Raw genomic sequence first — 26,018 nt, 5'->3', positions numbered from 1 at the left:
GGCGGCCGGGTGGTTTGCGGGGGTGCATGGCAACGCATCGGTGCTGGGCGAGGGGTGGGGTTGGTTCAGGCGGCCTTGAGCAAGGCGCGGGCAGCGGCGCGGGCCGCTTCGGTGACCACATCGCCGGAGATCATCCGCGCGATCTCGTCCACCCGGTCCGTCCGGGCCAGCGGGATCACCCGGGACAGGGTCGTGTCCGCCTCGACAGTTTTCTCGACGCGCCAGTGATGGGCCCCGAGTGCTGCGACCTGCGGGGAATGGGTCACCACGAGGACCTGACCCTCTGCGGCGAGGGATTGCAGCCGTCGGCCCACCGCATCGGCGGTGGCGCCGCCCACGCCCCGATCGATCTCGTCGAAGATCAAGGTGAGCTCCCGCGCCTCGGCGGTCAGGCAGACCTTGAGCGCCAGAAGGAACCGCGAGAGCTCCCCCCCGGAGGCGATCTTGTTCAGCGGGCCCGCAGGCGCGCCGGGATTGGTCGCAACCCGGAAGGTCACCTGATCGGTCCCGTCCGGCCCGGCGGCGCCCTCGGACAGGGCGGTGGTGAAGACGGCGCGCTCCATCTTGAGGGGGGCGAGCTCGTCCGCCATGGCGCCATCGAGGCGCATGGCGGCCGCAGCGCGAGACGCGCTGAGCGCTACAGCGGCAGCGTCATAGGCGTGATCAGCCGTGCGCACCGCTTCCTGCAGATCGCCCAGCCGGTCTGCCCCGGCATCGAGCGCAGCGAGACGGTCCCGCAGGGTTTCGGCGAAACCGCCCAGCTCGTCCGGGGCGACGCTGTGTTTGCGGGCGAGGCCCCGCAGGGCAAAGAGCCGTTCCTCGGTGCGTTCCAGCTCCAGCGGGTCGATGCCCAGCCCATCCAGTGCCCGTTCGGTGGCGTCCGAAGCCTCCCCCAGTTCGACCATGGCCCGCGAGAGTGCGGCCAGCGCATCATCGAGCGCGCCCTCTGCCTCCGCCGCTGCGCCATCAAGCCAGCGGGTCGCATCGGTCACCAGGCTCTCGGCGCCGCCATCGGGCGCGGCCAGCGCCTGCAATGCGCGCGCCACATCCGAGCGGATCTTGTCGGCGGCCTGCATCCGGCGGCGCGCCGTGTCGAGCACCGCGTCCTCGCCGGGCTGAGGATCGAGCGCATCAAGCTCGGCCACCGCATGCCGCAGAAACTCCTCGTCGGCCGCGATCGCCGCCACTTCGGCCTCAGCCTCGCGCAGGGTGCGGCGGGCGGCGGCACGGGCGCGCCACGCCCGGGAGACATCGGCCAGCAAGGTCTCGTGCCCTGCAAAATCATCGAGCAACGCCTTGTGGCCCGCCGGGTCCAGCAAACCGCGATCATCCTGCTGCCCGTGAAGCTCGACCAGCACATCCGACAGCGCCCGCAGCACCGCCCCGGAACAGGCCCTGTCATTGACATAGGCGGATTTACGACCCTCCGGCGTGTTCACCCGGCGCAGGATCAACTCGCCCTCCGGATCCGGGAAACCCGCCTCGGCCAGCACCGCGAAGGCAGGATGATCCGGGGGCAGCTCGAAGAGGGCCGTCACCTCGCCCTGGGCCGCGCCCTGCCGGACGAGATCCGCCCGCCCGCGCCATCCCAGCACGAACCCCAGCGCATCCAGCAGGATGGATTTGCCCGCGCCCGTCTCGCCGGTGAGCACGTTCAGCCCGCTGCGGAACTCCAGCACCAGATGGTCGATGATGAGGATGTCGCGAATGTCGAGGCGCGCCAGCATACCCTGTCCTTGTGTCCGCCCAGCGCGGTCCCTCAAGATGTGCCGTGTTTTGCCCGCTGCTGCAAGGCTCCGCGGCCCGCTACAGGCCCCGGATCCGGGCTCAGAGCCAGGTGCCGCGCAGCATCTGCCGATAGATCGTGCTGAGCCAGCCCGTACCCTCGGCATCCGGCGACAATCCGCGCGAGGTCAGGAGCGCGAAGCTGTCCTCGTACCAATCCGTGGACTGGTAATTGAAGCCGAGAATCGCACCCGCCGTCTGGGCCTCGTCCTGAAGCCCGAGCGAGAGATAGGCCTCGACCAGCCGGAACAGGGCCTCGGGCGTGTGGGTCGTGGTCTGGAAATCCTCGACCACCACGCGGAACCGGTTGATCGCCGCCGCGTAATGGCCGCGCTTGAGGTAGTAGCGCCCGATCTCCATCTCCTTGGCGGCGAGATGGTTGAAGGCGAGATCAAATTTCAGGATCGCCGATTTCGCGTAGCTGCTGTCGGGATAGATCTCGATCACCGCGCGCAGGGCCTGCAGCGCCTGAAAGGTCAGTCCCTGATCGCGCCCGACCTCGTCGATCTGGTCATAATAGCTCAGCGCCAGCAGATACTGGGCATAGGCCGCATCCTCATCCGCCGGATAGAAGTCGAGATAGCGCTGCGCGGCGGCGCGGCTGCTCTCGTATTCGCGGTTCCGGTGATAGGTGAAGGCCTGCATGATGAGCGCGCGCTTGGCGAACTCGGAATAGGGATAGAGCCGCTCAACCTCGCCGAAATAGCGGGCGGCTTCCTCGAGATTGTCGGCGGCAAGCTCGAACTCGGCCCGGTTGAAGATCGCGTCAGGAGGCGATTCTTCGAGCGCTGGAAACTCCGGCTGTTGTTGCCCGCAGGCAGCCAGCGCCAGAGCACAGGCCCCCGCCAGCAGTGGAATTCGCAATCTGCCCCAGCGTGTCATCGCGACCCCGGCTCACCTTCACACATACGCGCCCGAAGGGCGGCGTTCGAGCGGTGTTTAGCACGTTTGGCGGAAGTTAAAAACGGAAGTTGCAGAGACATGCTGTCCGGCAAGAAAACGGGGCGGCCGGTGTGGCGCGCCCCTGTGATGGTGGTCATGCCGGTGTCAGGCGACGAGACGCAGATCGGTGCGGTGCAGGCCCGACCCCGGCAGGCGGGCGGCCATCTTGGCGCTGCAGGTTTCAACCACATAGTTGGTCGGATCCGCAAAGAGCGCCCGCAGCAGGGTGTTGGTCATGGTGTGACCCGCCCGCTCTCCGGTGTAGCGGCCAAAGATCGGCGCACCGGCCAGCGCGAGGTCGCCCACAGCGTCGAGCATCTTGTGCCGCACGGCTTCGTCGTGATGGCGGAAGCCACCGGGGCTGAGCACTTCGGCCCCATCCACGACGACGGCGTTGTGCAGCGTGCCACCAAGGGCCAGACCCGCCGCGTGCATCGCATCCACATCCGCCTGACGGCAGAAGGTACGGCTGTCACACAGCTCGCGCACGAAGGCGCCATTGGCCATGGAAAGCCCCTTGGACTGATCGCCGATCGCGGTGTCTTCGAAATCGATGTGGAAGCGCAGCTCAAAGCCCGGCGCGGGATCGAGGCGCGCCGTGACGGCACCGTCCCGCACTTCGACGGCCTTCATCACGCGCAGGATGCGGCTCGGGACGTGCAGGTCGCGGATACCGGCGGCGAGAAAGCCGCTGACGAATTCAGCGGAGCTGCCATCGAGGATCGGAACCTCGGGGCCGTTGAGCTCGATCAGGGCGTTATGCACGCCGCAGCCGGCCAGCGCGGCCATCACATGTTCGATCGTCGAGACGGTCATGCCCGCCTCATTGCGCAGCTTGGTGCAGAGCGGGGTGCGGTCGACCTGATCCCAGCGGGCGGCGACCATGTTGTCGGAGCCCACCCAGTCCGTCCGCTTGAACCAGATGCCGTAATCTGCGGATGCGGGATGCACGATCATGCGCACGGGTTTGCCGCCATGCAGGCCGACCCCGTCGAATGTCACTTTGTATTTCAGCGTTTTCTGCATCTCTACACCTCGCATGCCCACCTCTGGCGGTCGGCTTAGGTGTATTAAGGGCTGGTTCAGCACTATCTCAACTCAATCTTTGCAACGGGGTGAAACATTGGAATTTCGCAGTGGCAGAAATCCGCCCAACCTTGACACAGCGCGAGGGAACCCGTTGTTACAAAATGAAAAAAGGCCGCCCGAAGGCGGCCTCTCGATGTTTCGAACGTGACTGAAATCAGTTGGCTTGGCGGCGCAGAAAGGCGGGAATTTCGACTTTTTCCTGCTCCGGGTCGACGGGTTGCGGCGCTTCACGCTGCGTCACCGGGCGGGCCTGGGGCGCGGCTGCGGCCGGGCCTTCGCCTGCCTGACCGGTCATGCGATTGATCAGGGAGTTGATCCCGAACCCGCGGCGCTCGCCATGTTCACCGGCCTCTGGCGCGGGCCGCGCCGGGGCAGCGCCCACGTTTTTCGTGGAGTTCACAGCCGTCCGGAGCCGCGCGAGCGTCTCGGGCGTCGGCGTGCCGGGCTTGCGCGGTTGCGGGGCCACATACTCGGCGGCAGGGGCCGTCGCCTCGAACCCGTTCGGGTCATATGCATCGGGCTGCGCACGGAAGGTCTCGACCTGACGGGTTTCGAGACCCGCAAAGAGATCCTCTTCGGCCGGCGCCTCCTGCACGGCTTCGGCGGCAGGCTCGAATGCGGCCGGGCTCTCGTCCGCGGCGTCGTCAATCACCAGCTCCACCGGCTCGGGCGCTGCGGCCACCTCGGGCTGATAGACCGGGGCGGGCTCGGGCTCGGCCACGGGCGCTGCCACGGCAGCAGGCGGGGTCAGGGGCTCGGCCATACGACGGCGCGGGGTCGGAACATCGTGCTGCACATCAAGCGCGTCGATGCCGGTTGCCACGACGGAGACGCGCATCGCCCCTTCCATGGAAGTATCCAGGGTCGAACCAACGATGATATTCGCCTCCGGGTCGACTTCCTCACGGATCCGGTTCGCCGCCTCGTCCAGCTCGAACAGCGTGAGGTCGTAGCCGCCGGTGATGTTGATAAGGACGCCCTTGGCGCCGCGCAGGCTGATCTCGTCCAGAAGCGGGTTGGCAATCGCCTTCTCGGCGGCCTGGGTGGCGCGGTCTTCGCCGGTCGCCTCGCCCGTGCCCATCATCGCCTTGCCCATCTCGTCCATGACGGCGCGGACATCCGCGAAGTCGAGGTTGATCAGGCCCGGCTGAACCATCAGGTCCGTCACGCCCTTCACGCCCTGATAGAGCACGTCATCAGCCATGGAGAACGCCTCGGTGAAGGTCGTTTTCTCATTGGCGAGACGGAACAGGTTCTGGTTCGGAATGATGATCAGCGTGTCGACGACCTTTTGCAGGATCTCGACACCCTCTTCCGCCTGGCGCATCCGCTTGGCGCCTTCGAACTGGAAGGGTTTGGTCACAACGCCAACTGTCAGAACGCCGAGCTCGCGCGCGGCTTGCGCGATGATCGGGGCCGCACCGGTGCCGGTGCCGCCCCCCATGCCCGCGGTGATGAAGCACATATGCGCACCCGCGAGGTGATCGACGATCTCCTCAATGCTCTCTTCGGCGGCCGATGCGCCCACGGAGGGGCGCGCACCTGCGCCCAGCCCTTCGGTCACTTTCGCGCCGATCTGGATCTTGGCCGGGGCCGTGGAGCCCTGGAGCGCCTGGCTGTCGGTATTGGCCACGACGAACTCGACGCCGTCGAGCTGCTTGTCGATCATGTTGTCCACGGCGTTGCCGCCTGCACCGCCGACACCGAAGACGGTGATGCGGGGTTTCAGCTCGGAATGCTCGGGGATCGTGAGGTTCAAGGTCATTAAAGAGGTCCGCCTGCGTTGTTTTTGCCGCTTATTTAAGGGCGCGTTAACCCTGCTCACGGCTCTATTAACCCAAGATTGTACCCTCTGGAGGAGCCCACGTCACCCGAAAACTGCGCCTGAGACGCGAAATATGGGCGTATTCTCGCCAATTCTTAACCCATCTTGCCCGAACCCCCAAATCTGGGGTGTTTGGCCAAAAGCATGCCTATCCCGGAGCCGGACAAAATGGTTCCGTGGGCGTCGCGCGGGCGACAGGGCTTGCGATATAGAGGGCGACTGCTCTGCCTCTCTCGGGCCCTTTTGGGCCTCTTACGCCACAATATCGCAGCCCAAGCGGCAGGTCACGCGTTTCTTGCGCGGATATGCCCGTCGGAGGGGGCGTGCCGAAGCTGCCGGTGGCACGGCCCTATTGAAATTACCAAGGCCGACGGATGGCGCAACGAAGGCATAGTCAGCGCGCAGATCATTGCGCGCCCCATTTACCAAGATTCAATTTGGAATAAACCAATCGGGCCCAGCACAATTCCGGCGCAGTCGGAAACGAATAGCGCCGGGATCGCCTACCAGTTGTCGCGCACCCAGCGCACCGCGCGCTTGATCGAACGCGCCGGGTAACGGTCATGGGTCATCTCGAAGTCCCACCACTCATCCTGCGGATGGGCGGCGTGCAGGCAAAGCCCGACCACCGAGGCGAATTCCGGGCCGCAGGTGCTCTGCGGCAGGCCGCGCACCCGCAGCGGCCGCCCAACCCGCACTTGCGGGCCGAGGATCTTGGCGGCGAGCCCGTCGAGCCCCTGCAGCTGGCTGCCACCGCCGGTCAGCACGATCTGCTGGCTGGGCAATTGCTCGAACCCGGCGGCGACAAGGCGATCGCGGACATCCTCGAGGATCTCCTCGACACGGGGCCGGATGATCCCGATCAGTTCCGAGCGGCTGACGGTGCGGCGGTCATGCTCCCAATCGCCGGTCTCGCCGGTGATCTCGATCTGCTCACGGTCATCCATGCCCGTGGCCAGAACCCCACCATAGAGCGTCTTGAGCCGCTCGGCGAAGCTGTGAGAGATCGAGAGCCCCTTGGAGATGTCCGAGGTGATATGCTCGCCGCCTAACCGCACGCTATCGGCGTAGATCATGTGCTTCTTGAGGAAGATCGACACGCCCGTGCTGCCGGCACCGAGATCGATACAGGCCGCGCCCAGTTCGCGCTCATCCTCGACCAGAGCCGAAACGCCCGAAACATATGAAGACGAGGCGAGCCCCGCCAGCTCCAGGTCGCAACGCTTCACCGCATAGAGCAGGTTCTGGATCGCCGCCTGTTCGACGGTCAGGACATGCATATCCGCCACAAGCCGGTTGCCGATCTGCCCGCGTGGGTCGTTCAGGCCTGAGCGATGGTCGAGCGCGAAATTCACCGGCTGGGCGTGCAGAACCTCTCGCGTGTCACCGAATTCCGGCAGGTTCGAGCGCGCCAGCACCTGGGCGATGTCCTGCTCAGAGACCGCCTCGCCTGCGATCTCGACCTGCCCGGAGACGCCATAGGACCGCGGCTCGGCGCCCGAGAAGCTGGCGATCACGTGATCCACCCGAACCTGCGCCATCTTCTGTGCGCCCTGCAGGGCGGTGCGGATCGCCCGCTCGGCCTCGACCATCCCGTCGATCTCGCCGAACCGGATGCCGCGCGACCGGGTGTGGGATGCGCCGATCACCCGGAACCGCGACTGGCCCGCCATGGTGCCGACACCGTCGCTCTCGCTGTCGGGTTCGGGGCCGTCGAATTTCAGCACCAGACAGGCGACCTTCCAGGTGCCGATATCGAGCACAGCGACGACGCCCCGCTGCATCGCCACCTGCCGCATGTTTCGCATGGCACGTTGCGCTGAATACAGGTCTCTCATTGGTCGCTCCTGATGGTGGACAGGCCGCGGATGTCCCAGAGGGCATCGAGCGCGTCGGGATTGAGGCGGATGGTCGGACGGTCCGGCAGGCGCATATCCACCGCCGAAATGTCCCGGTCAAAAAGCTCTTGGGCGGCGTCGAGCGCCATGACCCGGGCCAGCGCCAGCTCGGCCCCGGTTTCGGGCAGCAGGATCCGCTGGTCCTCGGTCAGGACCACGTCCCAGCGGCGTGCGCCCATGCGTTGCAGCCCGATCACCCGGCCTTCCAGCTCGTCGGCCATGGCCAGAAGGCGCAGCGCCTCGGGGACGGCGCGGTCGCCGCCCTCCCCCGCCACGAGCGGCAGGGCCGCATGGGCAGCGCGGGACTCGATCGGGCCCACGCGGTGGCCTTCGGCATCGAGGATTTCGAGGGTCTGGCGGGTTTGCCAAACCACTGCCGGCGTGCGTTCGACGATATCCACGGCAAGGATCCCGGCGGCCTGGATCGACAGATCCACATCCGCCACCGCATCCAGCCCCAGCACCACATCGCGCATTGCGTCGAGATCGAGCGCGAATGAGGTGATCGGAAAGTCGATCGGGACGACCTCGTGGATATCCTCGATCAGCTCCTCCGAGGCACCGGTGATCGCCATGGCCGCGACCATGAATTCCGGACGGTTCTCGATCGAGGTGCGGATGGCGAGCACTTCGGCCATCAGGTCCTCGCGCAAGGTCTCGTTGCGCATGAGCCAGCCGGCGCCAAAGGCGAGCAGGAACGCGGGAATCCCCACGCGCAGGATCGAATGAAACAGCGGCGTCAGCAGCAGGCGCTGCACCCGGTAGGCCAGCCGCGAGGGCGCGGGGTCCGGCCGGTCAATCCTGGCGCGGCGTCGGATCAGCGATCGCATGAGGCATCCTCCAGGATCCAGCGGCAAAAGGCTCCGAAATCGAGGCCCGCATGCTGGGCTTGTTCCGGAGTAAGAGATGTGGGCGTCATGCCCGGCTGGGTGTTGGTCTCGAGCAGGGCCAGCCCATCAAGGCTGCGCCGGGGATCCCAGCGGAAATCCGTCCGCGACACGCCGCGACAGCCCAGCACGCGATGGGCGGTTTCCGCATGGGACATGCAGGCGTCATAAACATCGCGCGGCAGATCCGCGGGCAGCACGTGGTGCGAGCCGCCGGGGACGTATTTCGCGTCGTAATCATACCAGCCATCGGTCACGATATCGGTGACGCAGAGCGCGCGGTCGCCCTGCACGGTCACGGTCAGCTCGCGCCCGGGAATGAACGCCTCGACCATCAGGGTGTCGGGCATGGCGTCGGGCAAGTCCGGGGGCGTCTCGTCCCCGTCCTCGACCAGCAGGACGCCGACCGAAGAGCCCTCGTTAAAGGGCTTGATCACATAAGGCGGCGGCATCACATGGCCCGCTGCGATCTCGGCCTTGGAATAGAGCCCACTCGTGGCGATGGGCAATCCGGCCACCGCATAGGCCGCCTTGGAGCGTTCCTTGTCCATGGCCAGCGCCGAGGCGAGCACGCCCGAATGGGTATAGGGGATCCGCAACCATTCCAGCAGGCCCTGCACGCAGCCATCCTCGCCCCAACGACCATGGAGCGCATTGAAGACCACATCGGGTGCCAGAGATTTCAGGTCGGCAACAAGGTCGGGCCCGGCATCCAGCTCGGTCACGTCAAAACCTTCGCTCCGCAAGGCAGACGCGCATTCGCGACCCGAGACGAGGGAAACCTCGCGCTCGGCCGATGGGCCACCCATCAGCATCACGACCTTGGGCGATGTCCTGCTCGACACGTCCCGCCTCATATATTTTCGAAACTCTTGCGGTTTCGTAGCTGCTCAGACCCCTGCCCTTTTGGATGGGCTATTTTTCGGGGTGGCTCCGTCCGGGGGTTCCGATGCGGATCACTTCCCAGTGTAGCGAATGGCCGGTGGCTTGGAAAACCTTTTTTCGCACTTCTTCACCCAGGGATTCGAGCTCGGCCGCCGTCGCCGTTCCGGTATTCACCAGAAAGTTCGGGTGTTTGGGCGACATCTGCGCCGCGCCGCGCATGGCTCCGCGCAGGCCGGCGGCATCGATCACGGCCCAGGCCTTGGCCTCATGGGTGTCATCCGCCCGCCCGGTGGAGCTGAAGCCCGCCGGATTGCGAAAGGTGGATCCGGCGGTGCGGTCCTTGGTGGGCTGGGTCGCGTCGCGCTTGGCGAGCTGCTCGGTCATCCGCGCCTCGAGCGTTGCCGGATCGCCCGGCGCGCCCTCCAGCGTTACGGCGGTAATGACGGCCCCCGCTGGCAGATCGCTCTGCCGGTAGCGGAAGTTCAGATCCTCGGGCGCGAGGCGCAGGGTCTCGCCCTCGCGCGTGATCAACTCCACCTCACGGACCACATCGGCCATGTAGCTGCCATAGCAGCCCGCATTCATCGCCACCGCCCCGCCAATACTGCCCGGGATCGTGCGGAGAAAGGTCAGGTCGACCCCAGCCGCGGCGGCCTTGCGCGCCACATGAGCGTCCAGCGCTGCGGCACCGGCGCGCACTGTGGTGCCGTCGATCTCAATCCCGTTGAACCCGCGCCCCAGCCGGATCACCGTCGCCCGGATCCCGCCATCACGCACGATCAGGTTCGACCCGACCCCCATGACGAAAATCTCGCGCGCGGGATCGGCGCGCAGGAAGGCGGCCAGATCCTCGGCATCCGCGGGCTGATAAAGCGCATCCGCTGGCCCGCCCACGCGCAGCCATGTCAGATCGGCCAGGGTACGGTTCTCGGTCAGAGTGCCCCGCAATTCGGTCATTTCGGATCTCCTGTCACGCGGGCACGCAGCCAGCGGATCGCAAAGCGGACCGGCCAGCGCAGGACCGAGGCCGCTGCGACCAGCGCCGCCAGCGCGTACCAGCCCCCCAGATCCACCCAGATATAGCCCAGAAGCGGGACCAACAGCGCCATCAGGCCGTACGCGCCCGGCCAGTGAAATCGCCCGGGCATCATGGCGATCACCGTGGCGATCACGATCCAGACGCAGAACAGCGTCAGCGACAAAGGGAAATCGGTGGGCACAGCAGGTCTCCGCGAACGGCCCTGTTAGGCCATCAAACCGGGCGCGGGGGCAAGCCCCTCAGCCCATGCGTTTGGGCAGGCTGTGCGCCCAGGCCGAGATCGTGCCTGCCCCGAGGCAGACCACGATGTCCCCCGGCTTGGCCTCGGCCCGCACCAGCGCCTCGAGCGCGTCCTCATTGGGCACCGCCACCGCGTGTCGATGGCCATGGGCAACCAGCCCGGCCACCAGATCATCGCGCGACGCGCCCTCGATCGGGTCCTCACCGGCCGAGAACACCTCGGAGATGCCGACCACATCCGCCTCGTTGAAGCAGGTGCAGAATTCCTCGAAGAGGCTCGCGAGCCGCGAATAGCGGTGCGGCTGATGCACGGCGATGACGCGCCCCTCGCTGGCCTGCCGCGCGGCCTTGAGCACGGCGGCGATCTCCACCGGGTGGTGACCGTAATCGTCGATGATGGTGACCCCGTCGATCTCGGCGACCTTGGTGAAGCGGCGATTGACGCCAGCAAACCCGGCCAGCGCGGCGCGGATCTCATCGACCTTCATGCCCAGATGCCGGGCCACGGCCACAGCGGCCAGCGCGTTGGAGACGTTGTGATCCCCGGGCATGGGCAGGGTGCAGCCCGAGATGACCTGCCCCTCGTTGCGCAGCAGGATGTCGAAATGCGCCACGCCGGATTTGTAGGTCAGGTTGACCGCCCGCACATCCGCCTGGGTGTTGAAGCCAAAGGTCATGACCCGGCGATCGGTGATCCGACCCACCAGCGCCTGCACCTCCGGATGGTCGGTGCAGCAGACGGCGAGCCCATAGAAGGGAATGTTCGATACGAACTCGTGAAACCCATCTTTTAGACGCTCAAAGCTGCCCCAATGTTCCATATGTTCAGGGTCGATATTCGTCACAACGGCAATTGTGGCCGGCAACCGGTTGAACGTGCCGTCGGATTCGTCGGCCTCGACCACCATCCATTCGCCTGCGCCCGCCCGCGCGTTGGAATCGTAGGCATGGATGATCCCGCCATTGATCACGGTGGGATCAATCCCGCCCTTGTCCAAGAGCGTGGCCACCATGGTGGTGGTCGTCGTCTTGCCATGGGTCCCGGCGATCGCAATATTCGATTTGAGCCGCATCAGTTCGGCCAGCATCTCGGCCCGGCGCACCACCGGCAGGCCGCGCGCGCGCGCCGTCTCCAGTTCGGGATTGCCCGGCTTGATCGCCGAGGAAATCACGACGACCTCCGCATCCTCGAGGTTCTCGGCCACCTGCCCGATGAAGATCCGCGCGCCCAGACGTTCCAGCCGGTCGGTGATCTTGGACGGTTTCAGGTCCGAGCCCTGCACTGTGTAGCCATGGGTCAGCAGCACTTCGGCAATGCCGGACATGCCAATGCCGCCAATCCCGGTGAAATGAATGGCCCCAAGCTGGGTCGGAAGTTTCGTGGCGGCGTTCATAACAAAACTGTCTTTCATCGGTCCTTGGGTCTCTGGCGGTTGCGGGTGCTCAGGCGGCGACCTGGGCGGGCGGCGTGGCAAGGTGGTCGACAAGGTCCACCAGGCGTTCAGTGGCGTCCGGATGCCCCACACCCAGCGCGGCATGGGCCATCTGCACCGCGCCGTCGGGATTGTCGAGGATCAGGGAAATTTGGTCGGCAAGTGTTGCCGGATCGAGCTTGCTCTCGGGGATCAGGATTGCGGCCCCGGCCTCGACCAACCCGCGCGCATTGGCTGTCTGGTGATCCGCGGCAGCAGCCGCAAAGGGCACGAGGATCGACGGGCGGCCGATCACCGTCAGGTCCGCCACCGTGGACGCGCCCGAGCGCGAGACGACAAGCTGCGCCTCGGACATGCGGGTCGGCACATCATTGAAGAAGGTCTTCACCTCGGCCTTGATCCCGGCCGCAGCATAAGCCTTGACCACCCGGTCGAGGTCTTCGGCCCGGGCCTGATGGGCGACGCGGATCCGGTCGCGCAGGGCAGCTGGCAGATGTGCGACCGCCTCGGGCAGCACATCGGACAGGATCCGTGCCCCCTGACTGCCACCCAGCACCAGAAGGCTCAGCGGCCAGTCCCCGGGCGGGATATAGGGGGCCCCCGCGCGTTCAAGGATCGCGCCACGGACGGGGTTGCCCGTGGGCTGGCCCTCCACCCCCTCGGGCAGGTCCGTGGGCCAGGTACCGCAGGCCACCGCATCGACGCGCTTGGCAAAGAGCTCGTTCACCCGGCCCAGCACACCGTTTTGTTCATGGATCATCCGGGGCAGGCGCAGCAGGGTCGCCGCCGCCATGGCCGGGATCGCCGGGTAGCCGCCGAAGCCGACCACCATTGCAGGCCGATCGCGGAGCATATCGGCCAGCGCCGAGACCACACCACCCGCGATGCGCAGGGGCACCAGAACCTTGGCCAGCGCGCCGCCGCGCGCGAAGGTGGCAGAGGATTTCTCGATGATCTCGACCACATGGGGAAAGCCGCCGGTATAGCGGGCGCCACGCGCATCCGTGACCAGCTTGACCCGCCAGCCCTTGCGCAGCATCGCCTCGGCCAGCGCCTGGGCCGGGAACATATGCCCGCCCGTGCCGCCTGCCGCTATCACCAAAAGGGGTGCCCCCGGTCCCATCGCCTATCGTCCTCGCTTGATCAGAATGTCCTCGATCTGCCCTTGGGGACGGCTCCGGGTAAAGGCCAAAAGGAAGCCCAGCGCGATCCCTGTCGCGATGAGCGACGATCCGCCATAGCTGACAAGCGGCAAGGTCATGCCCTTGGCCGGCAGCATCCGCACGGCCACGCCCATATTGATGATTGCCTGCGCCGCAAAGAGCAGGGTCAGGCCGGTGCCTGCCAGACGCGCAAAGGGATCCCGCTCGCGCATCAGCCGCCAGAGGCTGCGCAGCACCACGGTGGCATAAAGCGCGATGATCACCATCACCAGGAGGACGCCGTATTCCTCGGCGGCAACGGCGATGATGAAATCCGTATGGGCATCGGGCAGCACCCATTTCACCTGCCCCTCGCCCACGCCGACGCCAAAGAATCCGCCTTCGCGGATCGCGTTGGTCGCGTAGCCAAGCTGGGTCGTGGGGTCGAGATCCGAGGACAGGAACCCGTCGATCCGACGCTGGAAATGCTCTGACAGGTTGTAGGCGGCGATCCCGCCCAGACCGACAGCGGCCACGAGGGACACGACCAGCACCATGGAAGCCCCGGCCACGAAATACATGGAGGCCCAGCCAAACAGGATCAGGCAGGCCTGCCCAAAATCCGGCTGGATCACCAGCAGGCCGACCACGGCCAGCGTGATCCCGAGTGACAGGCTGCGCCCCGGCGGGCCATTGATCTCTTGCGCGGCGGCGAGCAGCCAGGCCGAGAGGATGATGAATCCGGGCTTGAGAAATTCCGACGGCTGCACGCTGGCAAAGCCCAGCGAATACCAACGCGTGGCCCCTTTGCCGAAATCCGTTCCGAAAAGCGGCAGGAAGGCCAGCGCGATAAAGGCCCCCAGAAACAGCAGGGTGCCCATGCGCCGGATCTGTTTCGGATCGCAAAGCGACAGAACCAGCATGACGCTGAGCGCCGCGCCACCAAAGACCATCTGACGTTGAACATAGTGAAACGGTGGCAGGCCGTTGCGCGTGGCCAGAGGCGGCGAGGCCGCCAATCCGAGCAAGAGCCCGATCGCGAAAAGCCCCAGGATCGCCAGCAATGCGCCTTTGTCCACGGTCCGCCACCACCGCGGGAGAATGGGTTCCCGCGCGCTGGGCCGGACGGTGCCGTACACCATCTCAGTCATCGAAACTACCGCCTATGCCTCAGTCGAAACGCCCGTTTTCCGGGTCTGGGGCAAAGCCTACACGATGCGACCTCGCAAAGCCAGACATTGCGAATTTGTCTCAAACTGTCGCGAGGCCATGCCGAGGGTGTCGGCTCAGGCGGTTTCGGCCTCGGGGCTGGCTGGCATGTCGGCATGGCGCCGTGCCCAGAAGGGGCTGTCAGGCCAGCGGGCTTCGCGGGCATAGACCTCGCGGCGGGCCCTGAGATAGTCCTGCACGCCATTGGCCACGCTTTCGGCATAGGTCTGCATCGCGGCCCGGTCCTGCGCGATGAAGGCTTCTGCAGCCTGAAGGGCGGTCCAGAGCGCGGTGGTCATGCCATGGGAGGACAGCGGATCGAAGGCCGCCGCGGCATCCCCGACGGCCACCCAGCCTTCGCCGATGGCCGGGGCGATCCATGTGCTGTTCGTCGCGATCCGCCGCACCGGACCGCAATGCGCGAACCCGTATTCCGCGAGATAGGCCCCGATGGCCCTCGTCTGCCGCGCCTGCGAAGCCAGCGCCGCGTTCTCGAAGGCGGGCAGGTCCGTATCGGTATAGAAATTGACCACCGCCCGGCCATCGGCCAGCGCCGAGAGATACCACCAGCCCCGGGCCTCGGCCTCGATCAGGGTGACCGGGCGTGGCGGCGTGGTGCCGGATCGCGAGAAGACCGCGTATTGGCAGCCGAGCCTGTCCGCTGCAAAGCGCGGCGCGCAGCGCGCGGCCACCAGCGCCTTGCGCCCGGTCGCATCAAGCACAAACCCGGCGCGGATCTCGCCCGCATCACTCTCAAGCTGCCAGTGATGGCCCGCGACGCGCATTGCCGTGACATCCTGTTCGATCCGCTTTGCCCCAGCGGCCAGCGCCTGCGCGGTCAGTGCGTCCTCGAACGCGCCACGATCCAGCACGATGGGCGGGCCGTCCAGATGCAGGATCGCATCCCGGGCGATCAGTGTCTCACTGCCCCAGGCGGAATAGGTGCTGTGGGCGAGCCTGTGCACCTCGGCCCGCAGGAGCGCGTCCGAGCCCAGCGCCTTGAGCAGCGGGACCGCCGCCGCGCCCAGATGCTCGCCGGGCTTGAAGCCCTCGCCCCGCCGTGGTGCGATCCAGATCGGGCAGATCCCCGCCTGCGCAAGACGCAGGGCCGCCGCCGCCCCGGCAAGCCCCCCGCCAATCACGGCGACCGGATGGATCAATTGGGCAGCATCCCCTGGCTCGGCGTCCAGTTGAACCGCGCCTCAAGGTTATTGCCATGCTCCACCTCGACAAACACATCCCCCGAGGGCGACGGTTTGCGCAGGACAAAGCCCATCCGCTCCCACAGGGTGATCATGTTGGTGATCCCGTCCCAATAGCTGGCATTGGCGTGATAGCCGATCCCGGCCACGCCGCGCGACCAGCTCACCCGGTTGGCAAAGAACTTGGCGCGGGCCTCGTCGGTCAGGGTCTCGTCCAGCCCGGCGGTGTAATAGGGCTCGGGCAGCACATCGATGGGCAGAAGCGCAGGCCACCAGACCGCTGTCGGGAAGTTCTGCTGCATCTGCACCTGCTGACAACTGAACGCATCGCATTGCCAGGGCAGCCCCATCCAACGGGTCAGATCCCCGGGCATCTGTGGCCCGATCGCCGGGGGCGCGCCGTTGAATCCTTCGAAGGCGATCTCAGGGGTCAGCAAACGTCCGAGATCCTGGTTCAGGCTCGGCCGGTCCCCATGGGCAAAGCGGAAGGGCTCGGCGGTCGCGTCGTAGTTGCGGGCATACATCTCCTTGAGGCGGAGGTAATAGGTCAGCTCCACCCCCGGATGGAACGCGCCCCCCGAACAGGGCTCGAGCGCGGCCTGTGTCAGCGCACCGGGCTGCAGCGCCACCGGGATCTCGTCGAAACTGCTGTAATCGGCGACCACATCCTCGGCGACCTGTCCGGTGTAATCATCGACAAAGTCCCCGGCGGCCCAGGCCCGCAGCATGTCGTATTGCAGCTTGGGAAACTGGAACCATTGCAGGGGGCTGCCGTCGAAATTCACCCCGTCGCCGAGCATATAGGGGATCTTCACCTGCTCTTCGACATAGGCCGTATCGCTGAGATTGTCGGGGTTGCGGAACAGGGCGAAGACACTCTGGCGCAGGGCGGCATTGGCCGGCTCCGAGTTGGCGAGCTGCGCCACGTACGCCGGATCGCCGAGATCACCGATGGACATCCAGCCCTGCCGCAGATTGGCCGCCTGCGTCACCCATTCCATCAGCGCCACGCGCCGGAAGGTGGGATAGATATGGGTCATGAAGGACAGTGGCAGCGCGGGCGCCTCGGTCCAGCCTTCCTGCACGTTCATATCCGCGATCACATCGTAGAGCGTGGTGATCGGAGGGATCTCGGGGGCGAAATTCGGGCCGACGCAGGCAACCCAGGCCGGTTCGGCTTCGAAGGTCTGACCGTCGATCTCGACCTGCGCGGTCACCGGCCCGTCGCACCAATCGTCATGCCAGGCGTCATTGTCGGAAAAGCTGGTGATCGCCGCATCGCTCGGCGAATCCGACACGCCATCGGGCGGCACCACCAGAAGGCGGCCGTCGGGATCCGTCCGCAACTGCCCCAGCCCGACCTGGATCGCGTCCGGCTGGCCGCCCCAGAACGTGCCCTCGAACCGGTAGGCCGGATCGCCGCCATCGGCATTGGTGCTGGCCCCGGTGATCTGCCGCGCGCCGCCATCGATCAACAGGTTCTCTTCGCGGTCCGCGTTGGAGACGAAATACTGATTGCGTTTCTTCGACGGCAGGCCGGGGGCCAGATCGCCATTGTCGAGCGGGTTGTTGAACCCGTACCAATTGGCCTTGGTATTGGCGAGATGGACGCCCCAGTTGATCTCGTCGCCGGTGACTTCGCCAATCACCTGGTCCTCGGCATCAAAGGCATAGACGCGGAAGCGCTGGACCTGCTTCTTGATCCGCTCGCCGCCATCCTTGAACAGCCCATCCTCGGGCATCGGGGGCAGACCGGGCACTTCAGGCGCGAGGAACCAGTTTTCCGAGCCACCTACACGGCAAATGCCGATGGCCGGATAGATCCGGACCTTGGCCACGCTGGCCCCCGCCGGGGCGGGCGCATAGGCGGCCTGTGGATCGAGGCGGGCCATGGCGGGCCACGGGGTGCCCGCGATCAATGCCGCGCTGGACGCCATGCCGAGAAATTGTCGGCGAGAGGGAACTGTTTTTTGGTCTGACACAATGCGCCCCTGAATGAATAAGTGTATCCAGCAACCGTCGGCGCATCAGGCTGAAAAAGCAATACGGAGCTGTGCGGATTGATGCCTGTGTTTCAGGCGTCAGGTGGCAGGATCGCCCCGGGATGCCCGATGATCCGGCAGGCCAGATCATGCCCCGCCTGGAGCGCGGCGGCCTGGGTCGCCCCGGTCAGCCGGGCCGCAAGGTAGCCCCCATTGAAGCCATCCCCGGCCGCAGTGGTGTCCACGACCGCAGGTGCAGGTGCATAAGCCTGTCGCGACATGGGGTCCCCGATCGGGATCGGGCCTTGCGCCCCCTGTTTCAAAGCCCCGGTCAGGGGGCCGTACCCCTCCAGCCGTGCCAATACGTCCTGGGGTGTGAGATCCGCAAAGAGCGCCATCTCGTCATCCACCGAGGGCAGCGCCAGATCGCAGCGCGCCCAGGCGGCTGCCATAATGTCCCGCGCGACCGCAGCGCTTTCCCACAGGATCGGACGGTAGTTGGAATCGAAGGCCACGCGCCCGCCCGTGCCCCGATATGTGTCGATCCAATCGAACAGGCGCGCGCGGATCTCGGGCGGCAGGATCGCCAGCGTGATACCGGACAGGTAGATCACATCCGCCGTCTCCAGCCGCGCGAGCCCCGCCCCGTCCTGAAAGAGCAGGCGTGCCGCGGAGTCCTTGCGCCAATAGGAAAAGCTCCGCTCTCCGGCCCCATCCGTGGTGATGGCGTATAGCCCGGGCAAACGCTCCGGGTCGCGCGCGACCAGATCGGTCTCGACACCATGCCCGGCGATGAACCGCAGCATACCCTCGGACAGCCGATCCTGCCCCACAAGGCTGACAAAGCTCACCCGGTGGGGGCTGGGCAGCGCCCGGCGCAGATAGATCGCGGTGTTCAGAACATCTCCGGCGACGCCGATCCGCGCGGGTCCCGGCACCTCTGAGACCAGAAGTTCCAGCATCGCCTCACCAATACAGGCGATATGCAGCCCGGACATCAGGGGGCCTCGGCGCCAAAGGTCAGGTGCACCTTCACGGCCTGTGTCCGGTCTCCAGCCAGATCGAAGGCCGCGACCGCCTCCTCAAGGGGGAAGGCATGGCTGAGGATCGGTGTGACATCGATCTCGCCACTGTCGATCAGGCGCACCGCCTCGGCGAATTCCGGGTGGAAGCGATGGGTGCCAATCAGACGGATCTCCTTGCTGACCAGCACATTGAGGGGAAGCGGCGTCTCGCCCGCAACACCCACGAGCACCATGGCACCGCCCGGGCGCAACATCTCGAGCGCGTCGCGAATGGCGGCTGGCGCGCCGCTGCATTCAAAGACCACATCGACCTGCCCCTTCTCGGCGCGCAGGGGGGCGAGCGCATCGGGCGTGCGGGCGACATTCACCACCCGTCCGGCCCCCATGCGACGTGCGACGCTCAGCGGGTAGTCATGCAGGTCGGTCACGATCAGATCCGCCGCCCCGCGCCACGCCACCACCGCCGCCATGAGCGACCCGATCGGCCCGGCGCCGGTGATCAGCACCCGCTGATGCGAGAGAGCCACCCCATGCGAGGCCGCATGCAGACAGACCGAAAGCGGCTCGGCGCAGGCCGCCGCCCGGGGCGGGACCGGGTTGGCGAAACGGTGGGCACGTCGCGCGGGCACCGTGAGGATATCGCGGAACATCCCCTGCTCGTGCGGCATCCGGTAGGCCGAGCCCATGAAGCGCATGGTCAGGCAATGGTTGAACGCCGCCCGGTCGCAGAACCGGCAGGCACCGCAGGGCAGGCTCGGGTTCAGGGCGACGAGGTCCCCGATGGCCAGCCCATGCACCCCCTCGCCCAGCTTGCGCACGACCCCCGCCGCCTCATGGCCGACAATGATCGGCTCGCGCACGCGGATCTGCCCGATCCCGCCATCATGGTAGTAATGCAGATCCGAGCCACAGATCCCGCCCGCAGCGATGGCGACCTGCACCTCCTCGGGGCCGGGCGCGATCATCGGTTCGGTCTCGACCCGCAGGTCATGGGCGGCATGCAGACGGCAGATGCGGGCGGTCATGGGCGGGCTCCTAGGGCAGGATCTGGTTCGGCAGCCAGGTCGCCAGCGCCGGAATATAGGACACCATCAGCAGAACGATCAGGTTGCTCAGAAGGAAGGGGAAGATCGCACGCACCACGGGGGTCAGAGGCAGCTTGGCGATCCCCGCGCAAACGAACAGGCACACACCCACGGGCGGCGTGGTCAGCCCGATCATCAGGTTCAGCACCGCGAAGGTCGCGAAATGGAGCGGATCGACCCCAACCGCCGTGGCCAGCAACAAAAGCGGCACGAAGAGGATGATCAGGGCCGCGATCGTCTCCATGAACATGCCGATGAAGAGAAGCAGGATGTTGATCATCAGGATCACGAGGATCGGGTTATCGGTGATCGAGAGCACCCCGTCGGCAATGGCCTGAGGGATCCGCTCGGAGACTAGGATCCAGCCGAACACATTGGCAAAGCCCACCAGCGCGAGGATCGCTGCGGCAGAGACCGCGCTGTCGGTGATGATCTTGGGCACAAGGCGCAGAGGCAGCTCGCGGTAGACGAACGCGCCGACGATAAAGGCATAGACACTGGCCACGATGGCGGTCTCGGTTGGCGTGGCGATGCCGCTCAGGAGGCCGTAGAGGATGATCCCCGTCATCGCCAGCGCCCAGAACGCGCCGCCAAACGCCCGGCCGATCTCGCCCACCCCCTGCCAGGGTTGCTTGGGGAAGTTCTTGCGCACCGAGACCACATAGCAGGTCACCATCATGCCGAGCCCCATCAGGATCCCCGGCACGGCGCCTGCGAGAAACATCTTGCCTACAGAAATCCCCGAGAGCGCGCCGACAATGATCATCGGCACGCTGGGCGGGATGATTGGCCCGACGGTCGAGGATGCCGCCGTCACCGCCGCCGAGAAATCCGCCGGATAGCCCGCCTTCTTCATGCCCGGGATCATCACGCCACCGATCGAGGCCGCATCGGCCACCGCCGTGCCCGTGATCCCGCCAAAGAGCATCGAGGCCCCGATATTGGTCAGACCCAGCCCGCCCCGGACCCAGCCGACCAGCGCATTGGCAAAGCGGATGATCCGCTCGGTGATCCCGCCATTGTTCATCAGGTTCCCGGCCAGAATGAAGCCCGGGATGCTCAGCAGGACAAAGACATCGATCCCGGCATAGATCTTCTGCGGCATCACCACGAGCGGGATGTCCGACAGAAGCAGATACGCCATGGAGGACAGGCCAAGGGTGATGGTCACCGGAATGCCGATGAAGAGCCCGGCGATGAACACCGCAAAGAGAACCGCGACATCCATGATCAGTCCTCCTCGCCGGTCATCGGGCGGCGGTACTCGATCTTCGCCCAATCGAGGCAAAAGCGCAGGATGCCGAAAGCCGCGAGCAGCGCCAGCAGCAGCCAAACGCTGAAATGCACGAACTCCATCGGCATCGCCATGGCCGGAGAGTTCTGCAACGTGCCGATCTGCACGTATTTCCCGGCCCCCGGCAGCAGCGCGAGGCACAGCACCGCCGTCGCTGCAGAGGCAAACATCCGCAAATAGCGAGGCCATTCACCGGGCAGCGCGTCGCAGAATACGTCGACATTGACCAGATCCCCGGTCAGCAGCGCCACGCCCACGCCAAAGGCAGTCAGGTAAATCAGGGCAAACCGTGTGAGCTCTTCGGTCCAGACGGGCGAGCTCCCGATGGTGCGGCCAACGACCTGCAGCAGCACTGCGAAGATCAGAACAGCGAAGGCCGTCAGAGCGCCTGCACGGCACAGGCCAGTCATGAAGGAATTGAGGCGCCGCAGCACTGGTCCGTGTCCTTGTCTCGGTCGCAATCCGGGCGCGACCCTGGTCTGGAGTATCGTCGGGCAGAGGGCGCACCTGCCGCCCGGGAGGGAGGCGGCAGGCGCAGGGTCATCGGGGCCTATTTCTGGCTGTTGAAGAGGCCTTCGACGATGGGCTTGATCTCGTCATTGACGTTGGCGAGCACCGCATCCTTGGCCGCCGCCGCATAGGCCGCGCCGTCCACTTCGACGAAGGTCATGCCATTGGCCTCGAGATGGGCGCGGTCATCGGCAAGGCTCTTGTCGAGCAGCCCGCGTTCGAAGGCCTGCGCCCGAGAGGCGGCCTCCATCACATGGGCCTGATCCTCGGCGCTCAGTTTCTGCCAGGTCGATTCCGCGATGGTCAGATAGATCCAGGAACGCACATGCTGGGTCAGGTTCACATGGCTCTGCACCTCGTTGAAATTGGCCGAACGGATCAGTGCGAGCGGGTTCTCCTGCGAGTCGATCGTCCCGTTCTGCAGCGAGGTGAAGACCTCGGAAAAGGCCATGGGCGTCGGGCTGGCCCCCAGGGCGTTCCACACATCCACGAAGAGCGGCACATTCGGTACGCGCATCTTCTGACCGTTCAGGTCATCGGGATGGGCAATCGGCCGGTTCGAGGTCAGGTTCCGCGGCCCGCGTGCAAAATAGGCGATGGGGCGGATCTGGGCCTTCTCGACGATCTGGGCCTTGATCTGATCCCCGATCTCGCCGCTGGCGACCTCATCCATATGCTCGGTCGAGGCATAGGCGTAGGGCACCGCCAGCAAAGCGGCCATGGGCGCCCAGTTCTGCAGGCTTTCGCCGGTGATGGTCATATCCACCGTGCCGAGCTGCATCCCGTTGATCAGGTCGATCTCCTTGCCGAGGGACTCGTTAGGGAAGATCTCGACCGCGACGCGGCCCTCGGTCAGCGCCGAAAGCTCTTCGGCGAATTTCACGGAGGCGAGGTGCCATGCATTCTGTTCATTGGCCAGATGGCCGAGTTTCAGGGTGACATCCTGCGCGAAAGCAGCCCCCCCGATCAGTTGCGTCAGAAGCCCTACGGCCACCAGTTTCTTGAACTTGAACACCATCTTATCCTCCTTATTGGTGATTATGTGTCGATCAGTCCTGGGTCGTACCGATCAAAGAAATCCTCGTGTTCGCGCACGATCTGCGGCAGATCCCCGATCAGGCGCTGCAGATGGGTGCGCATGGCGGCGACCGCCTCGGGCGTCTCCTGCCGTTCGATATGATCGACCACGCGGGTATGCTCCTCGACGAGCTGATCCACGGGGAACTGTCCAAGACTGAGAAACCGGACCCGGTCCATCTGGCTGTTTAGGCTCTCGATGAACTTCCAGGCGATCTCCTTGCCGGCGGCCTCGGCGAGGGTGCGGTGGAACTTCAGGTCCTCGTTGATGAAATCGAACCGCGAGCTCTGGGCGACCTTGCGCTGGTTTTGCAACTGCTCGCGCAGCTCGCGCACCACATCCCCGTCCCCGGCCTCGGCCAGCAACGCGACGATATCGGCCTCCACCGCCTCGCGCACGAAACGCGACTGCATCACGGTCTTGAAGTCGATCTTGGTGACCAGCGTCTTGCGCTGGGGCCGCACAATGATCAGCCCTTCTTCGGCCAGCTTGATGAAGGTCTCGCGGATCGGCTGGCGGCTCACCTCGTATTGGCGCGCCAGTTCTGGCTCCGACAGCTTGGTCCCGGGCGGCAGGTTATTCTTGATAATCCGCTCGCGCAGAATCCGATAGATCTGCGGCGTGATCGCCGCATCCCGGTCGAACCTGTCATCGATGAACAGCTGATGTACCAAAATTTCCTCCTTTGGCGTTCTTCTTGCATTCTTCCATACAAGTCAACAAGAATATTGACAGGATGCCCGTGATCACGGACAAGCAGACGCTAAGCGCACAGGAGACAGACGCAATGCAGGAGACGTGGCGATGGTTCGGGCCGAAGGATCAGGTGTCGATTGGCGACGTCGTTCAGGCCGGGGCCCGAGGGATCGTGACGGCACTGCACCACTTGCCTCCGGGTGTTGTCTGGCCGCTTGAAGAGATCCGCGCGCGGCAGGAGGCGATCCGCGCCGGCTCCGGCGGCCTGACCCCGCCGCTGAGCTGGAGCGTTGTCGAAAGCCTACCGGTCTCGGAGGATATCAAACGCCAAACCGGCGACTGGCGCAGCCATATCGACGCCTACAAAACCAGTCTCGAGAACATCGCCGCTGCCGGGATCGAAGTGGTGTGCTACAACTTCATGCCCCTGCTCGACTGGACGCGGACCGATCTCGGCCACCGTCTGGAGACCGGCGCCACATGCATGCGGTTCGATCTGACCGATTACGTGATGTTCGACGTTTTTGTCCTCGCCCGGGCGGGCGCGGCAGATGACTACGACGCTGAACTTCTGGACGCCGCTCAGGCGCGCTTCGCCAGCAGTTCCGATGCCTTCAAACAGCAACTCGTGGACAATATCATTTGCGGCCTGCCCGGGGCTGCCGATCATTTCTCACTGACCGATATTCAGGACCACCTGGCGCTCTATGCCGATTGCGACCACGAGCAACTGGCCCGGAATCAGGCGGGTTTTCTCGACTTGGTGACGCCCCTCGCGCAGGATCTCGGGCTGCGGCTTTGCTGCCACCCGGATGACCCGCCGGTCTCCTTGCTGGGATTGCCGCGGATCATGTCGACCGAGGCCGATTATCAGCGGCTGCTAACGGCAGTGGACCTGCCCGCGAACGGGATCACCCTGTGTTCCGGCTCGCTCGGGGCGCGCGCGGATAATGACCTGCCCGGGATGATGGAACGGATGGGCGACCGGGTGCATTTCATCCACCTGCGCAATGTCCGGCGCGAGCATGACGCGCTCTTTGGCTCGTTCCACGAATCCGAGCATCTGGACGGCGACGTGGACATGGCCGCCCTGGTCGCCGCAATCCTGCGCGAGGAGGCACGGCGCCGCCTAGCCGGTCGCCCAGACCATGCGATCCCGTTCCGGCCCGACCATGGGCAAAACATTCTTGATGACCACACGCGGCAGGCTCAGCCGGGATATCCGGCCATCGGGCGGCTCAAGGGGCTGGCCGAGCTGCGCGGGGTGATCAGCGGCATCACCCACGCCACCGGTCATGGATAAGCGCCTCACCGCGGCAACGCTGGCGCACGCCAGACCGGGGATCGCCCGTCCACGCTACACCCCATCCGCCCATGGAATCGGCATCGTCCATCTGGGGCTCGGTGCGTTTCACCGCGCCCATCAGGCGGCTTACACGGACACGGCGCTCGCCGAGGCGGGCGGGGACTGGCGGATCCTTGGGATCAGCATGCGGTCCACCGAGACCGCGACACAGCTCGCGGATCAGGATGGGCTGTATACCCTGCTCGAACGCGGCGCAGACGGCGTCCGCCCCCGGTTGATCGCAAGCCTCGCCGCCGCGCGGGCCCTGCGAACGGAGCGCGCCGCAATCCTGCGCCAACTCTGCGCCCCTGCGACCCGGATCATCAGCCTCACCGTGACCGAGAAAGCGTATGGCATCTCGGCGCAATCGGGCGGGCTGGATCCCGATCTGCCCGAGATCGCGGCAGACCTCGCCACCCCTGACAATCCAGCGACCGTGCCCGGCTTGCTGGTTCAGACGCTGCGCCAACGTCGCGAAACAGGGGCTGGCGGCGTGACCCTGTTGAGCTGCGATAACCTGCCCGAGAATGGCCATGTCTTGCGCAGGGTGGTGCGCGACTTCGCGCAGGAGGCCGCGCCCGATCTGGTGGGATGGATCGATGATCATGTGGCCTTTCCGGCCACCATGGTCGACCGGATCACGCCCCAAACGACCAAAGCCGATCTCGCCGAGGCCCAAGCCCTCTGTGGCTTGCGCGACGCTGCCCCCGTGCAATGCGAACCCTTCAGCCAATGGGTCCTTGAAGACGACTTCCCCCATGGCCGCCCCCCCTGGGAGGCGGCAGGCGCGATCTTCGCAAGCCGCGTCATACCGTATGAACACATGAAGTTGCGCATGCTGAACGGCTCGCATTCGCTGCTGGCCTATGCCGGGCATGTGGCCGGGTTGGAAACCGTGAGCGCTTGCCTCGACGCCCCGCCCCTGCGCGCTTGCCTGACGCGGCACCTGACGACGGTGAGCGCCGGGCTCAGCCCCCTGCTCGGACTGGATTATGGCGACTATGCGCAAGCCCTGATCGCGCGGTTCGAAAACCCCAGCATCGCCCATGCGACCTACCAGATCTCCATGGATGGCAGCCAGAAGATGCCCCCGCGGATCTTCGCCCCAGCGGCGGAGGCGCTTGCACGCGACACCCCAATTCAGACCTACGCCTTCGCCACGGCCTGCTGGCTGCGCTATCTGCTAGGCGAGACCGAGTCCGGGACGGGCTATCCCCTGCGAGACCCGAAAGAGGCGGAGATTGCGCGCGCGCTCTCCGGTACGCGGCGCGCCGAAGACATCCTAAGCGCGCTCGCAAACCTGCCGGGTCTGCTCCCGCCCGAGCTCTTTGCCGCGCCGGATTGGCGTGACGCGGTGACTGGCCTGCTGAGGTCGATCCTGAGCGACGGTGTGATCCGCACCGCAGAGCGGCTGACCCGGCCCTGAG

At 65.7% G+C, this 26,018-nt stretch carries 22 protein-coding genes; 2 read left to right on the top strand and 20 right to left on the bottom strand.

Translation table 11 applies throughout. From position 1 onward, the window contains the following. Nucleotides 1-65 precede the first annotated feature (65 nt). The 20 genes from recN to ACP15I_RS11070 all read right to left on the bottom strand — a co-directional run bounded on the left by recN (nt 66) and on the right by ACP15I_RS11070 (nt 23,224). Nucleotides 66-1,727 carry a DNA repair protein RecN gene (gene recN, locus ACP15I_RS11165; RefSeq protein WP_424975143.1) on the bottom strand — a complete coding sequence of 554 codons (1,662 nt, stop codon included), beginning with the start codon at nt 1,725-1,727 and terminating at the stop codon, nt 66-68. Between the two features lie 100 nt (nt 1,728-1,827). Next, nucleotides 1,828-2,667 (bottom strand): outer membrane protein assembly factor BamD, encoded by an 840-nt coding sequence (locus ACP15I_RS11160; RefSeq protein WP_424975142.1) that lies wholly within the window; start codon nt 2,665-2,667, stop codon nt 1,828-1,830. Nucleotides 2,668-2,832: 165 nt separating this feature from the next. Next, nucleotides 2,833-3,753: a UDP-3-O-acyl-N-acetylglucosamine deacetylase gene (lpxC, locus tag ACP15I_RS11155; protein ID WP_424975141.1), complete on the bottom strand. Its 921-nt coding sequence runs from the start codon at nt 3,751-3,753 to the stop codon at nt 2,833-2,835. 217 nt (nt 3,754-3,970) lie between these two features. Beyond that, entirely contained in the window at nt 3,971-5,581 is a 1,611-nt protein-coding gene (ftsZ, locus tag ACP15I_RS11150) for a cell division protein FtsZ (protein WP_424975140.1), read from the bottom strand. A 563-nt stretch (nt 5,582-6,144) separates the two neighbouring features. Beyond that, entirely contained in the window at nt 6,145-7,479 is a 1,335-nt protein-coding gene (ftsA, locus tag ACP15I_RS11145; RefSeq protein ID WP_424965761.1) for a cell division protein FtsA, read from the bottom strand. Beyond that, the gene (locus ACP15I_RS11140; RefSeq protein WP_424975139.1) at nt 7,476-8,369 is read right to left on the bottom strand and encodes a cell division protein FtsQ/DivIB; all 894 of its coding nucleotides are present in this window, start codon (nt 8,367-8,369) and stop codon (nt 7,476-7,478) included. Before ACP15I_RS11140 ends, ftsA begins: the two co-directional genes overlap by 4 nt. Then, nucleotides 8,357-9,283: a D-alanine--D-alanine ligase gene (locus ACP15I_RS11135; RefSeq protein WP_424975138.1), complete on the bottom strand. Its 927-nt coding sequence runs from the start codon at nt 9,281-9,283 to the stop codon at nt 8,357-8,359. The genes ACP15I_RS11140 and ACP15I_RS11135 overlap by 13 nt, the downstream gene beginning before the upstream one ends. A 58-nt stretch (nt 9,284-9,341) precedes the next feature. Continuing rightward, complete coding sequence (murB, locus tag ACP15I_RS11130) at nt 9,342-10,268, bottom strand: UDP-N-acetylmuramate dehydrogenase (RefSeq protein ID WP_424975137.1); 927 nt, start codon at nt 10,266-10,268, stop codon at nt 9,342-9,344. Beyond that, on the bottom strand, nt 10,265-10,531 hold the full coding sequence (locus ACP15I_RS11125) for a DUF2484 family protein (protein ID WP_424975136.1): 267 nt from the start codon (nt 10,529-10,531) through the stop codon (nt 10,265-10,267). Before ACP15I_RS11125 ends, murB begins: the two co-directional genes overlap by 4 nt. Nucleotides 10,532-10,589: 58 nt before the next feature. Next, on the bottom strand, nt 10,590-11,984 hold the full coding sequence (gene murC, locus ACP15I_RS11120; protein WP_424975424.1) for a UDP-N-acetylmuramate--L-alanine ligase: 1,395 nt from the start codon (nt 11,982-11,984) through the stop codon (nt 10,590-10,592). Between the two features lie 49 nt (nt 11,985-12,033). Beyond that, nucleotides 12,034-13,146 carry a UDP-N-acetylglucosamine--N-acetylmuramyl-(pentapeptide) pyrophosphoryl-undecaprenol N-acetylglucosamine transferase gene (locus tag ACP15I_RS11115; protein WP_424975135.1) on the bottom strand — a complete coding sequence of 371 codons (1,113 nt, stop codon included), beginning with the start codon at nt 13,144-13,146 and terminating at the stop codon, nt 12,034-12,036. Nucleotides 13,147-13,149: 3 nt separating this feature from the next. Continuing rightward, complete coding sequence (locus ACP15I_RS11110; protein ID WP_424975134.1) at nt 13,150-14,316, bottom strand: peptidoglycan glycosyltransferase FtsW; 1,167 nt, start codon at nt 14,314-14,316, stop codon at nt 13,150-13,152. A gap of 135 nt (nt 14,317-14,451) precedes the next feature. Beyond that, on the bottom strand, nt 14,452-15,534 hold the full coding sequence (gene goxB, locus ACP15I_RS11105; RefSeq protein ID WP_424975133.1) for a glycine oxidase maturase GoxB: 1,083 nt from the start codon (nt 15,532-15,534) through the stop codon (nt 14,452-14,454). Beyond that, nucleotides 15,531-17,558, bottom strand: coding sequence for a CTQ-dependent glycine oxidase GoxA (gene goxA, locus ACP15I_RS11100; protein WP_424975132.1), 2,028 nt, complete (start codon nt 17,556-17,558; stop codon nt 15,531-15,533). Before goxA ends, goxB begins: the two co-directional genes overlap by 4 nt. Nucleotides 17,559-17,650: 92 nt before the next feature. Beyond that, nucleotides 17,651-18,556, bottom strand: coding sequence for a sugar kinase (locus ACP15I_RS11095; RefSeq protein WP_424975131.1), 906 nt, complete (start codon nt 18,554-18,556; stop codon nt 17,651-17,653). Continuing rightward, nucleotides 18,556-19,608, bottom strand: a complete 1,053-nt coding sequence (locus tag ACP15I_RS11090) for an L-idonate 5-dehydrogenase (RefSeq protein ID WP_424975130.1) — start codon at nt 19,606-19,608, stop codon at nt 18,556-18,558. The genes ACP15I_RS11095 and ACP15I_RS11090 overlap by 1 nt, the downstream gene beginning before the upstream one ends. 10 nt (nt 19,609-19,618) lie before the next feature. After that, entirely contained in the window at nt 19,619-20,896 is a 1,278-nt protein-coding gene (locus ACP15I_RS11085; protein ID WP_424975129.1) for a TRAP transporter large permease, read from the bottom strand. 2 nt (nt 20,897-20,898) lie between these two features. Continuing rightward, complete coding sequence (locus ACP15I_RS11080) at nt 20,899-21,396, bottom strand: TRAP transporter small permease (RefSeq protein WP_424965747.1); 498 nt, start codon at nt 21,394-21,396, stop codon at nt 20,899-20,901. A gap of 116 nt (nt 21,397-21,512) precedes the next feature. Continuing rightward, nucleotides 21,513-22,490 carry a TRAP transporter substrate-binding protein gene (locus tag ACP15I_RS11075; protein ID WP_424965746.1) on the bottom strand — a complete coding sequence of 326 codons (978 nt, stop codon included), beginning with the start codon at nt 22,488-22,490 and terminating at the stop codon, nt 21,513-21,515. Between the two features lie 20 nt (nt 22,491-22,510). Then, entirely contained in the window at nt 22,511-23,224 is a 714-nt protein-coding gene (locus tag ACP15I_RS11070; RefSeq protein ID WP_424965745.1) for a GntR family transcriptional regulator, read from the bottom strand. 113 nt (nt 23,225-23,337) lie between these two features. On the opposite strand from ACP15I_RS11070, the gene uxuA reads away from it, so the two are divergent. Together uxuA and ACP15I_RS11060 are read left to right on the top strand one after the other, a co-directional pair. After that, the gene (gene uxuA, locus ACP15I_RS11065) at nt 23,338-24,549 is read left to right on the top strand and encodes a mannonate dehydratase (protein ID WP_424975128.1); all 1,212 of its coding nucleotides are present in this window, start codon (nt 23,338-23,340) and stop codon (nt 24,547-24,549) included. Next, the gene (locus ACP15I_RS11060) at nt 24,542-26,017 is read left to right on the top strand and encodes a mannitol dehydrogenase family protein (RefSeq protein ID WP_424975127.1); all 1,476 of its coding nucleotides are present in this window, start codon (nt 24,542-24,544) and stop codon (nt 26,015-26,017) included. The genes uxuA and ACP15I_RS11060 overlap by 8 nt, the downstream gene beginning before the upstream one ends. Nucleotide 26,018: the final 1 nt, after the last annotated feature.

Origin of the sequence: Dinoroseobacter sp. S124A (assembly GCF_049801015.1) — a bacterium.
Taxonomy (GTDB): Bacteria; Pseudomonadota; Alphaproteobacteria; order Rhodobacterales; family Rhodobacteraceae; genus Dinoroseobacter.
The sequence above is the reverse complement of the archived record's forward strand: the minus strand, read 5'-3'. Positions and strand labels throughout refer to the sequence as shown.

Bases quoted from the DNA above. Each gene is read 5' to 3' on its own strand.
- lpxC (WP_424975141.1), bottom strand. From the start codon at position 3,753: ATGCAGAAAACGCTGAAATACAAAGTGACATTCGACGGGGTCGGCCTG.
- ACP15I_RS11085 (WP_424975129.1), bottom strand. From the start codon at position 20,896: ATGGATGTCGCGGTTCTCTTTGCGGTGTTCATCGCCGGGCTCTTCATC.
- ACP15I_RS11075 (WP_424965746.1), bottom strand. From the start codon at position 22,490: ATGGTGTTCAAGTTCAAGAAACTGGTGGCCGTAGGGCTTCTGACGCAA.
- ACP15I_RS11110 (WP_424975134.1), bottom strand. From the start codon at position 14,316: ATGACTGAGATGGTGTACGGCACCGTCCGGCCCAGCGCGCGGGAACCC.
- ACP15I_RS11090 (WP_424975130.1), bottom strand. From the start codon at position 19,608: ATGACCGCCCGCATCTGCCGTCTGCATGCCGCCCATGACCTGCGGGTC.
- ACP15I_RS11115 (WP_424975135.1), bottom strand. From the start codon at position 13,146: ATGGGACCGGGGGCACCCCTTTTGGTGATAGCGGCAGGCGGCACGGGC.
- ACP15I_RS11095 (WP_424975131.1), bottom strand. From the start codon at position 18,556: ATGTCCGGGCTGCATATCGCCTGTATTGGTGAGGCGATGCTGGAACTT.
- ACP15I_RS11140 (WP_424975139.1), bottom strand. From the start codon at position 8,369: ATGCGATCGCTGATCCGACGCCGCGCCAGGATTGACCGGCCGGACCCC.
- uxuA (WP_424975128.1), top strand. From the start codon at position 23,338: ATGCAGGAGACGTGGCGATGGTTCGGGCCGAAGGATCAGGTGTCGATT.
- ftsA (WP_424965761.1), bottom strand. From the start codon at position 7,479: ATGAGAGACCTGTATTCAGCGCAACGTGCCATGCGAAACATGCGGCAG.
- murC (WP_424975424.1), bottom strand. From the start codon at position 11,984: ATGAACGCCGCCACGAAACTTCCGACCCAGCTTGGGGCCATTCATTTC.
- ACP15I_RS11060 (WP_424975127.1), top strand. From the start codon at position 24,542: ATGGATAAGCGCCTCACCGCGGCAACGCTGGCGCACGCCAGACCGGGG.
- ACP15I_RS11160 (WP_424975142.1), bottom strand. From the start codon at position 2,667: ATGACACGCTGGGGCAGATTGCGAATTCCACTGCTGGCGGGGGCCTGT.
- ACP15I_RS11135 (WP_424975138.1), bottom strand. From the start codon at position 9,283: ATGAGGCGGGACGTGTCGAGCAGGACATCGCCCAAGGTCGTGATGCTG.
- recN (WP_424975143.1), bottom strand. From the start codon at position 1,727: ATGCTGGCGCGCCTCGACATTCGCGACATCCTCATCATCGACCATCTG.
- murB (WP_424975137.1), bottom strand. From the start codon at position 10,268: ATGACCGAATTGCGGGGCACTCTGACCGAGAACCGTACCCTGGCCGAT.
- ftsZ (WP_424975140.1), bottom strand. From the start codon at position 5,581: ATGACCTTGAACCTCACGATCCCCGAGCATTCCGAGCTGAAACCCCGC.